Source organism: Paenarthrobacter nitroguajacolicus (assembly GCF_051027655.1).
Classification (GTDB): Bacteria; Actinomycetota; Actinomycetes; order Actinomycetales; family Micrococcaceae; genus Arthrobacter; species Arthrobacter nitroguajacolicus.
Genome location: NZ_CP073234.1, coordinates 3,458,261 through 3,476,514, shown reverse-complemented (window position 1 = coordinate 3,476,514; position 18,254 = coordinate 3,458,261). Strand labels below are relative to the sequence as shown.

Genomic DNA, 18,254 nt, shown 5'->3' with positions numbered 1-18,254 from the left:
CTGTTCATCGATCAAAGGAGATCGCAAATGGCCACCATGCAAGCTGCAGTAGTTACGAAATTCGGAACCGACCTTACAGTCAAGGAAGTGGAAAGGCCGACGCCGGGTCCCGGCCAGGCGCTGGTCCGCCTCATCACCTCCGGGGTATGTCATACCGACCTCCATGCCGCCGAAGGCGACTGGCCGGTCAAGCCCACGCCGCCCTTCATTCCCGGACACGAAGGTGTCGGTGAAGTGGTGGCTCTGGGAGAGGGTGTCACGGACGTTGCCGTGGGCGATCTTGTGGGGAACGCCTGGCTGTGGTCCGCCTGCGGAGACTGCCAGTACTGCCGCACCGGTTGGGAAACCCTGTGCGAGTCTCAGCAGAACGGTGGTTACAGCGTTGACGGCTCGTTCGGCGAGTACATGCTGGTTGACACGCGCTTTGCTGCCCGCATCCCGGAAGGCTCGGACCCGGTGGAAGTCGCACCGGTTCTGTGTGCCGGAGTCACGGTCTACAAGGGCCTGAAGATGACCGAGGCCAGGCCCGGTCAGTGGGTCACCATCTCCGGCATCGGGGGACTGGGGCACATCGCCGTGCAGTATGCGGTGGCCATGGGGCTCCGCGTCGCGGCGGTGGACATTGCCGACGACAAGCTGGCGCTAGCCCGCGAACACGGCGCCGAGCTGACCGTCAACGCCCTGCATGAGGACCCGGCAGAGGTCATCCAACGTGAAACGGGTGGCTGCCACGGTGTCCTGGTGACAGCGGTTCACCCTTCGGCGTTCGGCCAGGCGATCGGTATGGCGCGCCGTGGTGGAACGATCGTTTTCAATGGGTTGCCTCCGGGAGACTTCCCTGCGCCGATCTTCGAGATCGTCCTCAAGGGCCTTACGGTCCGCGGCTCGATCGTGGGAACACGGCAGGACCTGGAGGAAGCACTGGAGTTCTACGCCCAGGGAAAGATCAAGCCAACGGTCTCCACCCGGGAACTCTCCGAAGTCAACGCGGTCCTTGACGAGATGAAGCACGCCAAGATCGACGGCCGAGTGGTCCTGAAGTTCTGATGGACAACACCAGCTTGGAAGCTGCGGTGACGCTGCCCGGGGAGGATTTCTCCCGGGTGGCGCTCACCGCGGTGTCCCTGGAACTCCTCCGCAAACTTTGGGACCAGCACGGGCCACTCATGTTCCATCAGTCGGGTGGTTGCTGCGACGGCTCTGCACCTATGTGCTATCCCGCGGGGGAGTTCCTCACCGGCGACTCTGATGTCCTTCTGGGCCGCTTCGATATCGGAACCGGAGGAGAGCGGCAGCCCTTGGAGTTTTGGATGTCCAAGGAGCAGTTCAACTACTGGTCCCACACGCACCTCACAGTCGATGTGGTCCCGGGCCGCGGTAGCGGATTCTCAGTGGAATCACCTGAGGGCAAACGGTTCCTGATCCGTTCCACCCTCATGGACTGGGACGTTCCAAGCGTTTAGGAGCCCATGGATGGTGTGACGGGGACTACGTGTCCTCGTCACACCAGCCACAGCTGTCACAGCGTTTCGTGGGTCGTCTCACTATCTGGGATAAATATGGTCGTCCAAGGGCCGGACACTATTCTTGATGAGTCCTATACCACTCCCATCCAGAATGTGGCATTTTCATGAACATTTTCAGGACCAAGTCGATCGAGCAGTCGATCGCCGATGCCGACGAGCCCGGGCGAAAGCTGAAGCGCAGCCTCAGCACCTGGGACTTGATGATCATGGGCGTCGCCGTTGCTGTCGGCGCCGGGATCTTCTCAGTGGGCGCCAAGGCTGCCGCGAACTTTGCCGGCCCTGCTGTCACCATCTCCTTCGCCATCGCCGCTGTCACGTGTGCTTTGGCCATCATGTGCTACGCGGAGTTCGCCACAGCGATCCCCGTGGCAGGCTCCGCCTACGTGTTCACGTACGCCACCATGGGCGAGGTCCTCGCGTGGATCATCGGCTGGAACCTCATCCTTGAACTTTTCACCGCCGCAGCCGTGATCGCAAAGTATTGGGGCATTTACCTCAGTACGGTCTTCGGCCTGATGGGCGTGGAAATGCCGCCGTCAATCCAGGTGGCTGGTGTTGATCTCTACTGGGGAGCCTTCCTCATTGTCGCGATCTTCACCGTCCTGCTGGTGCTGGGGACAAAGCTGTCCGCCCGCGTTGGCAACGTCTTCACGCTGATCAAGATCGCCGTAGTGCTGTTCGTGATCGTTGTTGGCTTCAGCTACGTGAAGTTCTCCAACTACACCCCCTTCATTCCTGCCTCCGAGCCCACCGACTCCGGCGCCGTCGACGTCATGAAGCAGTCCTTCTTCGGCTTCCTCACTGGCGCTGCTCCGGCCCAGTACGGAACGCTCGGCGTCTTCGCCGGCGCAGCTTTGGTGTTCTTCGCCTTCATCGGCTTTGACGTGGTGGCAACCTCCGCAGAAGAGGTCAAGAACCCGCAGAAGACCCTTCCCCGCGGTATTTTCGGTGGCCTTGCAGTGGTTACGCTGCTCTACATCCTGGTGTCCCTCGCACTGACCGGCATGGTGTCCTACACGCAGTTGGCCGAGGTGAAGAACCCCACCCTGACCACGGCTTTCGAGGCCGTGGGCAACACCGACGCTGCCAAGATCATCGCGTTCGGTTCCCTGGTGGGCCTGACCACGGTGATCATGGTGCTGCTCATGGGCCTGTCCCGCGTGGTCCTGGCCATGAGCCGCGACGGCCTCCTGCCCCGCTCGCTGTCCAAGACGAGCGAAAAGCGCTCGACGCCGGCCCGGTTGCAGATCATTTGTGGTGCGGCCGTGGCCCTGGTAGCAGGCGTAACCAAGGTGGACCTGCTCGAGGAAATGATCAACATCGGAACGCTGTCCGCGTTTGTGATGGTCAGCCTGGGCATCCTGGTATTGCGCAAGAAGCGGCCTGACCTCAAGCCGGCCTTCCGGGTCCCGTTCGGGAAGGTTCTGCCGTGGGTCTCCGCAGTCCTCTGTTTCTACCTCATGACCAACCTGGCCGTGGAAACCTGGATCTTCTTCGCGATCTGGCTGGTCATCGGCATGGCCATCTACTTCGCCTACGGCCAGCGCCACTCGCGGTTGAATGAGAAATTCGCCGCAGCCAAGGCCTCCGTCAATGGTGCCGCCGAAAGCCGCCAGACCAAGGGCGACGAGGACGAGGACAGCTACACCAAGGTTTAGACCAATGTGAGCAGCTTGTCGGACAGCTGCACCGTATTGCTGCATAGGCGCCCGGGAACCATCGTGAACTGGGTCCTGAAATTGGATTGGCCAAATAAGAGCCGAAGCCGCGGGGGCCTGGGTCCGGTATTGAACTGGGCTCAGGTCCTTTGAGGTTTGTCGAGTTTCGTCTGGTCTTGTACTTGTGGATGTAGTCGTCTAAATGGGTGGCCAGTGCGTCCGTGCTGATGAACCGTACGTCGCGGAACGCCTTGAGGGCTTGGACCTTCACCGCTCCTTTTGAACCCTCAAGGCCCGTAATTTTCCCAATTGCGCCATTTCGGCCGCAACGTCCGAGCCCTCGCGACGATACGCACGCACCCACCTTCAAAACAGGACAGGCGACGACGAGTCAGCCTCCGCTGCCAGATCCTGTGCACTCTCGCCCGCCAGGAACCGTTCGACCAACGCGAGCTTGAAGTCGAAAGAAAATGACTGTTTCTACGGCTTGGTCAACGGCGCTCCTTGCCCACGAATCCTTTACTTCAGTTGCAGACTCTTGACCGGCCAGTGGGACACACCCAGCCGATTGGCTGTCGCCGTATCCGCAAGACACTTCTCCAACCACGCTACAGCGGTCTCGCCGCTGGACCTCATGCAACGAACTCTGCGAATGCAAAACTGCTCCCCGGAAGTCAGAACTGAATTCTCAAATCCAACTTCCGGGGAGCAGTTCAAAGGGCTTCCCGGCTTCTTCTCTTTACTGCCCTAAATGCCGCTCTTTGAACGCCGTTGTAAAGCGGAATGTGCCAGTGCGGACTACGGTGTTGCGGCGGGTGATTTCGGTGGGCCAGCCGTTCCTAGTGCCAGCTGCCATCGTGACTCATGCCAGTCGAGCTCGAAGGTGAGATCATCGCCTTCGTTATCGCTGGCTGTCACCAGATAGTTGTCAGGTGCTCCGTGATGTTCCTGGTACTGGATTTCGTATCCGCTGGATTCAAGAGCCTGGGATTTGGTGATGAGTTCGTTGGCTCCGGCCTCTCTTTCTTGCATGTCGACAAGCGCGAGTTCCAAGAGCTTCTTTTGATCACCATTCTTTGCAGCGCTAATAACAGTTTCGGCTGTGGAATTACGTTGTCCCATGTCTGGGTCGAAATTTCTGTCGCAACCGCCGAGCACCAGGCCGAAAATGCAGAGCAATATGACAAAAAATATCCGTCCTAGATTGTGCATGGTATTTAGCTTAGCTCTTAGGTCCGCAGGCCGTACCAGGTTGCGTATGGGAATGACGAATAAAGATTCCAGATACTCCTGTTGAGGGTATCGGTGGTGTGATAGCTAACGCGGATGTCACGAGTACCCGCACTCCACGGGGAGTACGTCACGAACATGGAATGGTCGACATCAGGCGTACCTTCAGGCCAATGCACCTGCAATACGTCTGCAGGACCAAGGTCATTTAGGTAGCTCAGATAGCTGACCCGGCCTTGGCCGACTGCAAAGTTGCGGAAGTTTTGGGCACCCACCCATGAATACGTTTGATTGGCGAATGTGTACCACCAGCTGTTGTCGTAGGTATACCAACCTCCTTGGTCGGCCCACCCTCCCGTCTTCAGCGACTGGGAGACAAAGTTTTGGCAGTCGTTGCCGAATGATCGGCAAGCGCCGTTGCGGCCAAGTGCCCAGTTGAGGGCGTAGTTGGTCATGGCCGTGTAGTTGTACCCCGCGGCCAGTGTGACTTCCTGGTCCGACTTGGGACCGGTACCCGGCTTCGTCTGGGGTACATGGGAGTTAGGTGCTGAAGCCTTCGCCTCAGTGGCTACCTGGCCCGGTCCTAGGATAAGGGGCTTTCGAGCCCCGGGAGCCGGGGCCAGTTGTGCCGCGCTGACTACTGTTGAAGGTGGTAAGCCTCCTTCATTCTTGGGTTTGACCGAGTCGATTGTCCATCCGGAGTCCGTCTTTGTGAACTCCACAATCTGCTCGTACCTGTAGCTCTCCGGCGGTCCTCCCGTTGTGTAGGTCAAATCTGTTCGTTCGGTGATTTCCGCGGAGGCCCGTTCGGCTTCGAACTTGAAGATTTCTGATTCGAAGGTTGTAATGACTGACGAATAGCCCTGTCCGTATGCAGCCAGTCGGGTCTTCCGCGCTTTCAGTTCGTCGTATTCCGCGGCCACTTTGGCCTTGGATTTCGCGCTAAACAGCTGCAGCTGTGTCCGAGATGAGGAGGTGGCAGGGTCGCCAAGGATCTGCTGGTTTCTCTCGGTGATGACAGCTTTCAGCGTTGCGGATAGTTCCCCAATGTCAGCTGGCGGCTGCAAAACCTGCTCAGTTGCGGCAAGCGCAGTAGTTGGCTGAAAAGCAGTAAGCACGACTCCGATGGCTACGAAGGTTGCGCTTAGATTTCTGGTTCTTCGCGTGGTACTCACGTCCACGTCCTTTCAAACGATCATGCCAGAGCGCCTCCCTCAATTGAAAGGCTGAGCGCAAGATAACACTTATTGACTAGAGAAACACCGGTTATTACAAGTAACTTTACTAACTCACTGAAATACAAAACAGGCAGGAGTCTTACCATTTTTTGGGCGAACGGAGCATTCTGTTTGCGCGACAGCTTCCTTTGACGCGGGTCCGGTGCTCAGTGCTGCAGAGCGTCGACCTCGATGTTCTCAGCCAGAAGTGGGTGAGCGTGGGCTTGACGAGTCGAGTGACAACAGATCCTAGGAGTTGACGACGGCCGGCTAACTATGCCGGTGTCACTTCTAAGGGAGGGCTGCCGCTGATCCGGACATGGACTCATATCAGGGGTGGGGAAAAAGTACCGCTGTTTTATAGCCGAGGTCCGCTGGCAGCAAAACAAGCAAAGCAAGCAATTGGGAAGTTGCGCCTGGGTCGACTTTGAAACCCGCCCAGGGGAGCCTGGGGACGAGTATAGGCCGCACATCCTATGAGCCGTCGCGGAGCATGGACCAGCACATCCATATCTCTGCGCTGGAGACCTATATGGACGTTACCCACCCCCCACCGTCCGGGCTAGTTACTCAAGACGGCAAGTCACGCCCGGTTGCAAAGGGATGCTGGGAACAGATCGGGCGCCACGGCTTCCCAGTGCCGGCACGGCGAACGGCAAGAGGAGCAGCAGACAACACACGACTCCGGCGGTCTTTGGCGCTTTGCGGTTTCCAGCCATTGGGGAAGTGTGTTTGGGAAGGCCAACGGCAAAGACCTTGTGAATCTCCTCGACGCAACGCCGGCGTATCTCACTGACCAACAGCCCGGCGAACGAGCGGGCGTCTGAGGTGAGTTTCGAGGACCAACATCAGAGAATATCTACGGCGCAGCATGCTCACCGACCCACTCCACCAGCGGCCTCAGCACTTCCCAACGGCCGGCGATCTCGTCCCGGGCTGTGGGAGTGGACCACCACTCCGGCTGACCCACCTGAACGCTGGCGGACAAGGACTTGTGCTTGAGCAGCTCTGCGCGTGGATGGTCTTTGTCGAAACCCCGTGGAACGGTCTTGAGGGTCTCACCCTCAATGGCGAAGCCTGCCGCTGCCACCGCATCGACGATTCCCTGCAACTCCAATCCACTATCAGGAGCATCCACTGCGGCCCGGAAACGTGTCAGTTGGGCGGGCGTGTGAGAGTGGTAGCCGCCGCCGATCAGCAGGCCGTCGGCACTGATCTGGAGATAGAAGCCGACGCCTTCCTGGCTGGCAGCGAAGGCGCCTTGCGCTGTCTTGTACGGTGACTTGTCCTGGGAGAATCTGATGTCCCGGTTGGGCCGGAAGATCTTTGCCGGCCCGAACTTCGGCTCCAGCTCCGAAAGGAGGGCTGTCAGCGGTCCCTTCACCTCGGCGTCGTACGTTGTTTTATGCTCCAGCCACCACTCCCGGTTGTTGTTCTCTTCAAGCTCGGCGTAGAAACGGAATGCGGCAGTGGGGATGCCTTCGAATGTGCTCATAGAAGGATCCTAGGGACGGCATGACCCGCCCAGCCATAACCAACAAGAGCTATGTGGAAAACAAAAGGAACACCCCGTCGCGGAGAAGATCCGCAACGGGGTGTTCCTGGAAAAGCAGTAGAGCAGAGACGCTTAGAGCTTGTTGGCTGCTTCGGCGTCGGACTCGGTCTGGCCTGCACCGAGGTTGGCGCGGAGCTTGGCGCCGAGCTCGGAGTCAACGTTGGTCCAGTACTGGATGGCGCGTTCCTTGATGTCGGCGGTCTTCACGCCGCCAACGGCACCGGTGATGGTGTCCAGGAGGCGGGCCTTGGCAGCGTCATCGTAGACCTCGCGGTACAAGGTACCGGCCTGGCCGAAATCGTCGTCCTCAGCGTGCAGGGTGTGGGCGGAGAGGGTGAGCTCACCGTCGTTCTCCCAGCCACCGGCAGGCGAAGTGGGCTCAACAGCAGCCGGGCCACCCACCGAGTTCGGTGCGTACACCGGAGTGGAAGGGGAGTTGAACAGGAAGCGGCCCTGTCCGTCCTGGCTGTAGTTGTTGACCTGGTTCTTGGGCTGGTTCACCGGGATCTGTGCGTGGTTGGTGCCCACGCGGTAGCGGTGTGCGTCTGCGTAGGAGAAGATGCGGGCCTGCAGCATCTTGTCCGGGGAAGCGGCAATGCCCGGTACGAAGTTCGACGGCGCGAAGGTGGCCTGCTCGATCTGCGCGAAGTAGTTCTCCGGGTTCTTGTTCAGCTCCATGGTGCCCACGTGGATCAGCGGGTAGTCGGAGTGCGGCCAAACCTTGGTGAGGTCGAACGGGTTGAAGCGGTACGTCTTGGCGTCCTCGTACGGCATGACCTGGACGTGCAGTTCCCAGGAGGGGAAGTTGCCATCGGCAATGTTCTCCTGGAGGTCGCGGATGTAGAAGTCCGCATCCGAGCCGGCAAGCTGTTCAGCCTGGTCGCCCGTGATGGTCTTGACGCCCTGGTTGGACTTGAAGTGGTACTTGACCCAGAAACGCTCGCCGGCGGCGTTGATCCACTGGTAGGTGTGCGAGCCGTAGCCCTGCATTTCGCGCCAGGAAGCCGGGAGGCCGCGGTCGCCCATGAGCCAGGTGACCTGGTGTGCGGACTCGGGGGAGAGGGTCCAGAAGTCCCACTGCATGTCAGCGTCACGCAGGTGGCTGCCCGGGAGGCGCTTCTGGGAGTGGATGAAGTCCGGGAACTTGATGCCGTCACGGATGAAGAAGACGGGGGTGTTGTTGCCAACGAGGTCGTAGTTGCCCTCGGAGGTGTAGAACTTCACAGCGAAACCGCGGGGGTCGCGCCAGGTGTCGGGAGAACCGTTCTCGCCTGCAACGGAGGAGAAGCGGATCAGCATGTCCGTCTCAACGCCCGGCTGCAGGAAGGCTGCCTTGGTGTAAGCCGAAACGTCCGAGGTGGTCTTGAACGTACCGAATGCGCCGCCACCCTTGGCGTGCACTACACGCTCCGGGACCCGCTCGCGGTTGAACTGAGCGAGCTTTTCCACCAGGTAGTGGTCGGTGAGGATGATGGCACCGTCAGCGCCGACGGACTTCGAGTGCGCGTCGGAGGTAACGGGGGCACCTGACTGGGTTGTTGAAATGGCAGTCATTGTTCTCCTTTTTCTTTATTTCTGAGTTACGGAAGTTACGGGAAGCTGTTGTTTGGACTGGCAGTCCTGGCAGATGCCTTGGTACAGGACGTCTGCGATCTGGATGGTCATGGGCTTGGAATTTTCATCCCAGTGCGGGGTGAGGCACGGTGCGTGTCCCACGGCGCAATCCACGTCCTCCACCTTGCCGCAGCTGATACACACGGCGTGATGGTGGTTGTCACCCACCCGGGTTTCGTACAGCGCCGGGGAGTGTGGGGGTTCGAAGCGGCGCAGCATCTGCAGGTCCGTGAGGTCGCTGAGCACTACGTAAACGGACTGCGCCGTCAGTTCAGGAAGCTCTTTGCGGGCAGCGGCAAGAATGCCTTCTGCCGGAGAATGCGGATGGTGCTGGACTGCGGCAAGCACGGCCAGCCGCTGTTTGGTCACACGCCGGCCGTGGGCATGCAGGGCGGCGGCCCATTCTGCTTGCTCGGCTGTGTGATCTGTCATGCATTCATTGAAACACTTATTTTGATCAGTTCACAATAAGGCAAGGCTAACTTCTGGTGAACGGAACAGATCCTCCATGGGATTCGCGTTCTCAGCTGCTGATCGAGCCAGCGCATGCACCCGTAGAGGCGCGCCAGCTGTCTCTGATTCCAATGCCAGGCAACTGAAACCACTGAGACCTCCGCTGAGGGGAAGGGCGGCCAAGGCCCCCGCCATGGCCAGCAGTTCCGTCGGCAGGACGTCACGAACGTTCGCCACAGCCCGGACAGGTTCGATCACCGTATGGCGGGGCCCCGTTTCCACCGCCCGTACCAGCGGACCAGCGTCAGAAGCGGGCACGACTTCAGAAGAGCGCTCGACGGCGGCGCCCGCCCCGGGTTCGGAACTTACGGAGGTCTCAGGTCGGCTCAGCCGCAGCGCCTCACGGACCGCCGTGTCGGTGGCTTCCAAGGTGTGCTCAGGCTCCCCGACACGACGGTGGGCCGGCAAGGAAAGCTGAGCGCCCGGCGTCGTGGTTTCTCCGTCCCAACGCCCGAACAGGTGGAACGTGGGGGTTGAGGACTCGGCCACTGGCTCGCCTATTGCGGAACCAAGCGGGTGCCAGCGGTGGGCGAACATCACGGAGAAGCGTGTTGCCCCCAGTACGTCCTGGAGTGCGGTGCGTACCAGGTTGTGGCAGAAGAGCCAGTCGGACGCGGAAGCCTGCGCGAATTCGGTGGACGGATCGGACAGCCTGATCAAGATGTGCCCGGCCGTGAGGGGATGGCGAGGCCGGGCGATTTCCCAAAACCTCGAACGGTACAGCAAACGTCGCTCCAAGCCCATGTCAACTCCCTCCCCGGGGTGAGCCTACCAAGCACCTCCCGCAGCCAGGGAGAGTTGCGGGAGGTTGCTGTAATGCTCGTTAAGGTAGGACGGTGGCGAAACTACTGGCAGACATCACTCCCCTGAAGGAGAGTCCCGCTTTTCGGCGGCTCTGGCTGGGGGCTTCAGTAGCTGCCATCGGAACCCAGTTGACCCTGGTGGCTGTCAGCCTGGAGGTCTATCGGCTCACGCAGGAGAGCTTCTATGTGGGCCTCCTGGGAATCTTTGCGCTGGTTCCGTTGGTGATCGCCGGGCTCTACGGGGGTTCCGTTTCGGACGCCTACGATCGCCGCAAAGTAGCCCTCATCGCTTCCCTTGTTCTGTGGGCAACCACTGCCGGACTGGCCTTGCAGGCTTGGCTGGAGGTCGGCAACATCTGGCTCCTTTACGCACTGGTGGCCATCCAAAGTGGCGCCCAAGGCATCAACGGCCCCGCCCGGAGCGCCATTATCCCGCTCCTGGTCCGCAAGGACCTCCTTCCCGCTGCCAATGCCCTGAGCATGCTGACGTTCGGCTTGTCCATGACCGCTGGACCACTCCTGGCGGGCGTGCTCGTGGCCACCATCGGCTTTGGCTGGACCTATACCATCGACGTCATCAGCTTCACGTTCGCACTGTGGGGGCTCTTCAAACTCCCGCCCCTTCCGCCGTCCAAGGATGCCGTGCGGCCAGGGCTTCGCTCCGTGGTGGAAGGCTTTAGGTTCCTCGGGACGCGGCCCAACGTCCGCATGACCTTCATCATCGACCTCATCGCCATGATCTGCGCCCAGCCCCGCGCACTGATGCCGGCCATCGGTGCGGTAATGATCGGCGGGGGCGAGACCACCGTTGGAGTGCTGCTCGCGTCAACGGCCGTGGGCGCATTCCTGGCCGGCCTGTTTTCCGGGCCCTTGGGGCGGGTCCGCAAGCAGGGCAGTGCCGTGGTGTGGTCCGTGATTGGTTGGGGCGCGTCCATTGCCGGCTTCGGATTGGTGGTGCTGCTGGCAGGGGATGCCGGCCGCGACGGTGTCACGCCGTGGCTGATCCCGGCAGCATTCTGTTGCGCCCTTGCCGGAATCTCGGACTCCGTCAGCGCCGTTTTCCGCACCACCATCCTGCAAGCAGCCACACCGGACCACTTGCGGGGGCGACTCCAGGGCGTGTTCATCGTGGTGGTGGCCGGAGGGCCCCGGGTAGGGGACATGCTGGCTGGCGGCGTCACCCAGTTCCTGAGCGAAGGCGGAGTGTTGCTGCTGGGCGGGCTCCTCTGCATCCTTGTTGCATGGTTCGCTTCGCGCATGCAGCCCGGATTCGTCGCGTACGACGCCAAACACCCGGTGCCCTAGCCACAAGGGTCACGCCTCGGAGACCGGGCCCCTTTGCGTAGCCCCTTCGCGTTGCGAGGCCAGCTCTGCAGGGTTTCGGGGACGTTTACTCTGCGTAGCGGGCCTCGCAACGTAGGCTGACAACGGAACACGAGGGGCGGCGTCGGCGTTAATCCGTACAGAACCCTTGCGACAACGAAAGCGACAAGAACAACCGTGCATAAACACAACAATGGACTCAAGACCGCGGCGCTCTTCGGTGTGCTGTGGGCGGTGTTGTTGGGTTTGGGCGCCATCATCGCGGCCGGGACGCGCAGCACCACGCCCATCTGGATCATGGCTCTGATCGGTGTGGCCACCACGGCCTATGGTTACTGGAACAGCGACAAGATCGCCATCCGTTCCATGGCCGCCTACCCCGTCACCGAGGCACAGGCACCGCAGCTGTACCAGATTGTTCGAGAGCTGTCCGTGCGTGCCAACAAACCCATGCCGCGGATCTACCTCTCGCCCACCATGACGCCCAACGCCTTCGCCACCGGACGCAATCCCAAGAACGCTGCCGTGTGCTGCACCGAGGGGATACTCCACCTGCTCGACGCCCGCGAACTCAGGGGAGTACTGGGGCATGAGCTGATGCACGTGTACAACCGCGACATCCTCACCTCATCGGTTGCTGCTGCCGTGGCCGGCGTCATCACTTCAGTGGGTCAGATGCTGCTGATCTTTGGCAGCGGGGACCGGCGCAACGCCAACCCGCTGGCTACTATCGCGATGGCCCTGCTCGCACCTTTCGCGGCGTCACTGATTCAGATGGCCATCTCCCGTACACGTGAGTTCGACGCCGATGAGGACGGTGCGGAGCTGACCGGCGATCCACTGGCGCTCGCCTCAGCCCTGCGCAAGATCGAATCCGGTGTCACCCAGTTGCCGCTCCCGCAGGACCAGCGGCTGGTCAATGCCTCACACCTCATGATCGCCAACCCGTTCCGTGGCGGCGGCATGCGGCGCATGTTCTCCACGCACCCGCCCATGAAGGAGCGGATCAGCCGGCTGGAGCGGATGGCCGGGCGCCCGTTGCTGTAATTGCCTTAAACGTCGCTGGCCCGCTTTTCCGTGGTTGGTCAACAACGGAACAGCGGGCCGGCAACGTGTCAGCAGAGACTAGCTGCGGAAGTTCACGAACTGCAGGTCAGCCTCTTCGAATTTCTTGAGGATGTTCATGGTCTCCTGCAGGTCATCACGGGACTTGGAGGTGACACGGAGTTCGTCGCCCTGGATCTGGGACTTGACGGACTTCGGGGCTTCGTCGCGGATGATCTTGTTGATCTTCTTGGCGATGTCCTGGGCAATGCCTTCCTTGATGGTGCACTCCAGGCGGAATTCCTTGCCGGAGGGGAAAGGCTCACCCTGGTCCAGGGACTTCAGTGAGATGCCGCGCTTGATGAGCTTGGACTGGAAGACGTCCAGGACAGCCAGGACGCGGTCCTCGGAATTGGCCTTCATGAGGATCTTTTCGCCACTGAAATCAATCTCAGCGCCGACGCCCTTGAAGTCGTATCGCTGCGCGATTTCCTTCTGGGACTGGTTGAGCGCGTTGGCGACCTCTTGCTTGTCTACCTTGCTTACGACGTCGAATGTGGATTCGCCTGCCATGACTCTCCTTAGGTTGGGGGCCCTGTGAGGGCGGGTTGGTCTGGCATCCAGCCTAGTACGGAAGGCGTGGGTTAGGGCCGTGGACTTCTTTCACAGTTCGCTCACAGCACATGCAGGGTTGGAACAGAGGCTGCTGGTTGAGAGTTGTACCAGTTGGAAGAACGCATCCACGGAGGATCAGCATGAGCAGCAAGGCCGTCCAGTCCATCAGCAAATCCGCATCTGCAGCAGCAGGCTCCATTGGCACGGCTGCAGTCGCCGCAGCGAGTGCCGTAGCTGCCGCGGCTGTTGCCGCATCGATCGTCCTGAGCCCGGTTCCCGACGCTACTGCCCGGATGGACGGAGTGCACGCGGACTTGTTGCGCGCAGTGCAGCTCAACCAGATCACCGCCGAGCAAGCCGAAAAGTTCGAAGCGAAACTGGCCGGCCGGATCCTCGGGGAAGCCTGAAATAGTGCGAATTCCCGGGTGTCTGCGGCCGATTAGATTCTTCGCAGAAAGTTCTGTAAGGTTGTCTCTGCCTTCGGTTACCGGATCTAAAAGAAACGGTCTCCGGAAGTGATCTTCTTTTGAAGTTCGGCAGATTACCCGAGCGGCCAAAGGGGGCTGACTGTAAATCAGCTGGCAACGCCTACGGGGGTTCGAATCCCTCATCTGCCACCCAAGGAGAATCCCCGGAACCACTGGTTCCGGGGATTTTTTCGTGTGCCCTCGCGCCGCCTGAGGACACTCATATCCGTTCGTGCCGCGCAAATGCGGCGGCGACACTCGATTCCGCGTGTCGCCAGCGGGTCAGGACGAACGCAGGGGTGTGCGGCTACCACCCACTTTGGACCTGCAATCCGGGTGACACACCGCAAGCGACGGCGGGTCACGTGACATTAGTGTTCAGAGTTGGTGGTGACGGTACGGCCGGCCCAATCCCGGGGTTGTCCGCCTGGCAGAGCGTTGACCGGCGGGGTATCCGAACAATCAGGGATCGGTCAGCGGCGCTCCGTCGCTTGCCGGAGCTCCGCGATCTCCATCCGTAGGGCCGCGATTTCCGTGACCAGGTCGGCCATCTCGGCGCGGACGGGTTCCTCGGCCGCGGCGGCCTTGATTTCCGCTGCCGCTGCTACGCCCTCGGCGTTCTCCTCGATTCGTTGAAGCAGCCAGGAAGCAATTGAGGCTGTCACGATGCCAAGGACCGCGATCCCGCTCATCATGAGGGCCGCAGCGACGATCCTGCCGATGGGGGTTACCGGGTAGAGGTCGCCGTAGCCCACGGTGGTGATGGTGGTGATGGCCCACCACGCGGCGTCCCCAAAGGTGACGATCTTGGCGTCGGGTGCGTTCTGTTCGACATCCAGCACGGCCAGTGCTCCGATGAGGATGAGCATCGCGGCTGCTCCTGCTACGTATGTGGCGACGCGTCCGCGCAGGGTTTCACCTACGGTGCGTTGCAGGACGGAGAGCAACGTGACCAGCCGCAGCAACCGGAGTGGCCGGAAGAACGGGAGTACCACTATCAGGAGTTCGTGCAGGTTCCACAGGAACCACCGCATCCGGTCTTCGGCAAGCCAGAGATTGACGAAGTAGTCCAAGGCGAAAATTCCCCAGGTGATCCAGAGAACAACCTCGAAAGGTATTGCCTCGGCTCCGGTGACGCGACCGATGACCTGCCACGCGTAAGCCGTGAGGAAAATCAGTGCCGTGGCCATGAGGGGCCATTCAACGAGGTCCCTGTATCGCGCTTGAGTCATACGGGAATACTAGCCACCGCGGAAGTACTCAACAGCTTTCAGGCGGCCGGTGTCTCCAGCCAGTAGCCGTCCAAGTGGTGAATCAGTTGGCGGCCCAAGCCGCCCTTCAGTTGGATCCACAGCGTGCTGCGATCATTGGTCATGCCATCGATGGTTCCCTCGATGCGGTTGCCGCGGGCATCCTGGAGAACCACGTTCTGGTGGCGGGAGAGTTCCGGCCAAACGTCGCCTTCCGGCCTGGCGGTTTGCAGTGTGCTCAAAGGGTCCCCCTTATGTGTTCGATCAATATGAGTTTCAGATATTGTGCACGTCTTTCATGAACCGGCGGTAAACGTTAGTGCAATCGTTGTACATAAACGGTCTTTGGGCTATGAGCCGGGTCCGCGATGTGGTCTGCATATTCCCCAGGAAGTTACCGGCGGGTAACATTGAGCCATGCACTTGCTTCTTCGTACCCTCATGCTGCTGTTCACGTCATCCAAGCGTTCGCCCTTGGGTGTCTGGGAAGAATCCTCGCTGCCTTTGCGGGTTCTGCCCACTGACATCGACATCGCGATGCACGTCAACAACGGTATGTATTTCTCGCTCATGGACCTCGGCCGTTTCGACCTGATGGTCCGCAGCGGCATCTGGACAAGAATGCGCAAGCGGGGTTGGAGCCCGGTGGCAGCCGGTGAGACCATCGCTTTCCGCAAATCGCTGCAGCTCTGGCAGCAATACACCATCGAGACCCGCATCATTGGCTTGGACAGTAAGGCCATCTACTTCGAACAACGCATGGTGGTGGACGGTGAAATCTATGCACGGGCACACATCGCCACCCGCCTGGTGCACAAGGGCAAGCCTGTCTCTCAGGAAGAAATCATTACCGAGTTCGGCGCGCCGCCGGCTGACCTGGAACTGCCCGAGTGGATCCACGAGTGGCGCGAAAACAACGCCCTCCCCGGAGCGCGTCGTCCCGCCCCGCACGTCTGGAGCTAAACCCCTACGTCGCGTCGCTGCAGCGCCACGGCTCCGAGCACAATGAGTGCTGCCGAGATGCCGTACAGGCCCGCGGTGGCTCCCCAGTCAGCACCGTTGGCCACTGGGGAGTTGCCGTACGCCCAATGGTAGGGCGACAGGTTCAGCAGCCACTCGACGTCGGGACTTTGCCGCCCCACTGCGTTGAACACATACCCGAGGACGGCCACGGCGGCGCCCGCCGCGATCCCATAAACTTTCCGGCCGCTCAGCGATCCGGCGCAAAGCGCAGCTGTCCCGCTGAGCAGCGCCAGGGCGGCGAACAGCAGCACCGCTCCGGCGAGATGTCCGACGTCGATGCCCAGTTGCGAGGGCCCGTTCAGTCCCAGCACCAGCAGGAAAACGAGAACGGAAAGCAGCGCGATACGAACCACGATGGCCAGTGCACGCTCGAGGACTACCTGCACCCGGGTGACACTGTGAGCGAGCGTCAGTTCAAGTAATCCGGATTCCTCGTCGCCGCCCACGGCCGCGGCGCCCCATCCGACCGAGGCCATGGACATCAGCAGGAAGCCGATCAACCCGAACATGGTGGCTTGGGTGTAGCCGGGGCCCGAAGCGATTTGATCGTAGTTCAGGGCTTTGGTCATTTCGGGGGGAAGCGCGTTGATCAGGTCCTGCATCTGCGCACTGCCCCCGATCGAGGGATACAGAGGCAGGTAGAGCATGCACGCCGCCGACAAGCCCAGTGCCCATGCCAACGTTGAACGCCACGAGTCAGTCAGGGCCTTGGTGAACAATGGGAGAACCCTAGGCACGGTGGGCTCCTTCCGCGCGGCGTCCCGAAGCATGAAGCTTCCCGGAAGCGTGGTCATTCCCCACGGATTGCGCCGTGTAGAGAGTCAATACGGCTTCCTCCAGATCGGGTTCTTCAAGGACCAGATCCGTCACGTTCAGCTTGGACAACTCCTGGATCAAGGGCTGGACGTGGCCGGAGAGCGTTGCCGTAGCCTCAACTGTTCCGGCGGCGTGACCGTCGGCCTTGAGCTCCCGTACTGCCACGTTGGCGACGCCGGGCACCCTGGCCAGCAGCGCGCCGACGTCGTGCGGCTCCGTCCCTGTGCTGTTGAACCGCAGCTGCCGGACTGCTGCGGTCCTGAGCGCCTCCACGGTGGAAACGGTGACGATTTCGCCGTCGCGGAGGATGGCGACGGCGTCGGCGGCTTGCTGTACTTCGCTGAGGACGTGCGAGCTAAGGAATACCGTGGCGCCGTCATCCACGGCTTCACGAACCATCGCATGGAATACCTGCTGAACCAAGGGATCCAGGCCGCTGGTGGGTTCGTCGAGCACCAGGAGTTCCGGCTTGTGCATAAAGGCCTGCAGCAGTCCGAGCTTCTGCTTGTTGCCTTTGGAGAGCTTCCGGGTTTGGCGATCGAGGTCAAGGTTCAGCCGCTCGGCGAGTTCGATGACGTGCCGTTGCTCAACGGGGCCGCTGATGGCTGCGAAGTGCTCCAGCATGCGCCGGCCCGTGGTCCTGTTTTCCAAATGCAGTTCGCCGGGCAGGTAGCCGATCCTGCGGCGAAGGGCAGTGCCTGCCTGTCGCGGGTCCTGGCCCAGCACCGAGATGGACCCCGCGCTGGGCCTGATGATGTCCAGAAGGCAGCGCATGGTGGTGGTCTTGCCCGCTCCGTTCGGCCCGATGACGCCGAACACCGTCCCGCGTTCCACTGCGAAGTCGAGCCCATGGAGGACTTCCCGGGCTCCGAATCTCTTGCGCAAACCCTCGACGACGATTGCCTGGGTCACAGTGCATGCTCCCTTCCGGCGCTGGTGCTGTCATGCTGCAAGGCGTCGCGGGCCGCGTCCAGGAATCGCGAGTCCGTGTAAAAGCCGTGTGTGTAAATCTCCAGGGCGGGCAAGGTGAGTTGCCGGAGAAGCTCGGGGCCGATGCCGTGGGGCTCGGGGGCTACAGTTCTCAATGTCCGGGAGAGGTGCCTGCCCAGCATGAGGATCGACAGGCTGTTGGAGGCGATGACGACGGCGGTGGACCGGACGTCGTCGAACTTCCGGATGGTGCCGGCCTCGATTCCGGCGTGGATGATGTCCTGGGTCTGCCTGACCACGGCATCAAAGAAGGCGTCACCCGCCTCGGACTCGTCGCTGAGGACACGACGGATGTAGGCGATCTCGTCCGAGTATTGGTCGGGGTGGTTGAGGTAATCCTGGATGAGTTGCCGCGTGGACTCCGGGTGGGTTTTCTCGCGACCCTGCGTTGCTGTTTGGGCCAGGACGTGCTGGTCGCAAGCGTCGCGGAGCCCGTCTTTGCTACCGAAATGGTGGATGACCAGGCCTGGGCTGACTCCCGCAGCAGCGGCTACCGCCCTGACGGTGGCGCGGGCAAATCCTTCACGGCCGAAGAGGCCGATGGCGGCGTCGCGGATGCGCGCCCGGGTGGTCAGATCTTCTGCGCTTGAACGCATGTTTCAAACACTAA

At 61.0% G+C, this 18,254-nt stretch carries 19 protein-coding genes and 1 tRNA gene; 8 read left to right on the top strand and 12 right to left on the bottom strand.

The genetic code is table 11. The annotated features are described in order from the left end of the window. The first annotated feature begins 36 nt into the window (after nucleotides 1–36). From adhP to KCX59_RS16500, 3 genes are all read left to right on the top strand, one after another. Entirely contained in the window at nucleotides 37–1,047 is a 1,011-nt protein-coding gene (gene adhP / locus KCX59_RS16510) for an alcohol dehydrogenase AdhP (RefSeq protein WP_179019882.1), read from the top strand. Continuing rightward, a complete protein-coding gene (locus KCX59_RS16505; RefSeq protein WP_179019602.1) occupies nucleotides 1,047–1,463 on the top strand; it encodes a DUF779 domain-containing protein in 417 nt (138 codons plus the stop codon). Before adhP ends, KCX59_RS16505 begins: the two co-directional genes overlap by 1 nt. A gap of 167 nt (nucleotides 1,464–1,630) precedes the next feature. Beyond that, nucleotides 1,631–3,184 carry an amino acid permease gene (locus KCX59_RS16500; RefSeq protein WP_179019604.1) on the top strand — a complete coding sequence of 518 codons (1,554 nt, stop codon included), beginning with the start codon at nucleotides 1,631–1,633 and terminating at the stop codon, nucleotides 3,182–3,184. A gap of 798 nt (nucleotides 3,185–3,982) precedes the next feature. Here KCX59_RS16500 and KCX59_RS16495 read toward each other — a convergent pair. The 6 genes from KCX59_RS16495 to KCX59_RS16470 form a co-directional block, all read right to left on the bottom strand. Then, nucleotides 3,983–4,396, bottom strand: coding sequence for a hypothetical protein (locus KCX59_RS16495; RefSeq protein WP_179019606.1), 414 nt, complete (start codon nucleotides 4,394–4,396; stop codon nucleotides 3,983–3,985). 17 nt (nucleotides 4,397–4,413) lie between these two features. Continuing rightward, on the bottom strand, nucleotides 4,414–5,589 hold the full coding sequence (locus tag KCX59_RS16490; protein WP_179019608.1) for an amidase domain-containing protein: 1,176 nt from the start codon (nucleotides 5,587–5,589) through the stop codon (nucleotides 4,414–4,416). A gap of 901 nt (nucleotides 5,590–6,490) precedes the next feature. Next, nucleotides 6,491–7,126 (bottom strand): DUF2461 domain-containing protein, encoded by a 636-nt coding sequence (locus KCX59_RS16485; RefSeq protein WP_179019610.1) that lies wholly within the window; start codon nucleotides 7,124–7,126, stop codon nucleotides 6,491–6,493. A 132-nt stretch (nucleotides 7,127–7,258) separates the two neighbouring features. Further along, complete coding sequence (locus KCX59_RS16480) at nucleotides 7,259–8,740, bottom strand: catalase (RefSeq protein WP_178997340.1); 1,482 nt, start codon at nucleotides 8,738–8,740, stop codon at nucleotides 7,259–7,261. Nucleotides 8,741–8,755: 15 nt separating this feature from the next. Continuing rightward, nucleotides 8,756–9,232 carry a Fur family transcriptional regulator gene (locus KCX59_RS16475; RefSeq protein ID WP_017199873.1) on the bottom strand — a complete coding sequence of 159 codons (477 nt, stop codon included), beginning with the start codon at nucleotides 9,230–9,232 and terminating at the stop codon, nucleotides 8,756–8,758. A gap of 30 nt (nucleotides 9,233–9,262) precedes the next feature. Next, nucleotides 9,263–10,057 (bottom strand): hypothetical protein, encoded by a 795-nt coding sequence (locus KCX59_RS16470; RefSeq protein WP_179019612.1) that lies wholly within the window; start codon nucleotides 10,055–10,057, stop codon nucleotides 9,263–9,265. 92 nt (nucleotides 10,058–10,149) lie between these two features. Between KCX59_RS16470 and KCX59_RS16465 the strand changes: the two genes are divergently transcribed. Together KCX59_RS16465 and htpX are read left to right on the top strand one after the other, a co-directional pair. Continuing rightward, nucleotides 10,150–11,421, top strand: coding sequence for an MFS transporter (locus KCX59_RS16465; RefSeq protein WP_179019614.1), 1,272 nt, complete (start codon nucleotides 10,150–10,152; stop codon nucleotides 11,419–11,421). Between the two features lie 195 nt (nucleotides 11,422–11,616). After that, nucleotides 11,617–12,486 carry a zinc metalloprotease HtpX gene (gene htpX, locus KCX59_RS16460; RefSeq protein ID WP_178997334.1) on the top strand — a complete coding sequence of 290 codons (870 nt, stop codon included), beginning with the start codon at nucleotides 11,617–11,619 and terminating at the stop codon, nucleotides 12,484–12,486. Nucleotides 12,487–12,564: 78 nt separating this feature from the next. On the opposite strand, the gene KCX59_RS16455 is transcribed toward htpX, so the two are convergent. Next, the gene (locus tag KCX59_RS16455; protein ID WP_017200185.1) at nucleotides 12,565–13,056 is read right to left on the bottom strand and encodes a YajQ family cyclic di-GMP-binding protein; all 492 of its coding nucleotides are present in this window, start codon (nucleotides 13,054–13,056) and stop codon (nucleotides 12,565–12,567) included. Nucleotides 13,057–13,238: 182 nt separating this feature from the next. Between KCX59_RS16455 and KCX59_RS16450 the strand changes: the two genes are divergently transcribed. Beyond that, nucleotides 13,239–13,505 carry a hypothetical protein gene (locus KCX59_RS16450; RefSeq protein ID WP_054808617.1) on the top strand — a complete coding sequence of 89 codons (267 nt, stop codon included), beginning with the start codon at nucleotides 13,239–13,241 and terminating at the stop codon, nucleotides 13,503–13,505. A gap of 128 nt (nucleotides 13,506–13,633) precedes the next feature. Then, a tRNA-Tyr gene (locus tag KCX59_RS16445) sits at nucleotides 13,634–13,715 on the top strand. A 323-nt stretch (nucleotides 13,716–14,038) separates the two neighbouring features. Here KCX59_RS16445 and KCX59_RS16440 read toward each other — a convergent pair. Beyond that, a complete protein-coding gene (locus KCX59_RS16440) occupies nucleotides 14,039–14,797 on the bottom strand; it encodes a potassium channel family protein (protein WP_179019616.1) in 759 nt (252 codons plus the stop codon). 38 nt (nucleotides 14,798–14,835) lie between these two features. Beyond that, entirely contained in the window at nucleotides 14,836–15,057 is a 222-nt protein-coding gene (locus KCX59_RS16435) for a hypothetical protein (RefSeq protein ID WP_179019618.1), read from the bottom strand. 175 nt (nucleotides 15,058–15,232) lie between these two features. Between KCX59_RS16435 and KCX59_RS16430 the strand changes: the two genes are divergently transcribed. Further along, entirely contained in the window at nucleotides 15,233–15,778 is a 546-nt protein-coding gene (locus KCX59_RS16430; protein ID WP_178997310.1) for an acyl-CoA thioesterase, read from the top strand. Here KCX59_RS16430 and KCX59_RS16425 read toward each other — a convergent pair. Genes KCX59_RS16425 through KCX59_RS16415 form a run of 3 tightly spaced genes read right to left on the bottom strand, consistent with a single transcriptional unit; the run spans nucleotide 15,775 to nucleotide 18,240 of the window. Continuing rightward, complete coding sequence (locus KCX59_RS16425; protein WP_179019620.1) at nucleotides 15,775–16,575, bottom strand: ABC transporter permease subunit; 801 nt, start codon at nucleotides 16,573–16,575, stop codon at nucleotides 15,775–15,777. The genes KCX59_RS16430 and KCX59_RS16425 overlap by 4 nt on opposite strands. Beyond that, nucleotides 16,568–17,566, bottom strand: coding sequence for an ABC transporter ATP-binding protein (locus KCX59_RS16420; RefSeq protein ID WP_370629253.1), 999 nt, complete (start codon nucleotides 17,564–17,566; stop codon nucleotides 16,568–16,570). Before KCX59_RS16420 ends, KCX59_RS16425 begins: the two co-directional genes overlap by 8 nt. Next, nucleotides 17,563–18,240 (bottom strand): TetR family transcriptional regulator, encoded by a 678-nt coding sequence (locus tag KCX59_RS16415; RefSeq protein WP_179019622.1) that lies wholly within the window; start codon nucleotides 18,238–18,240, stop codon nucleotides 17,563–17,565. Before KCX59_RS16415 ends, KCX59_RS16420 begins: the two co-directional genes overlap by 4 nt. Between the last annotated feature and the right edge of the window lie 14 nt (nucleotides 18,241–18,254).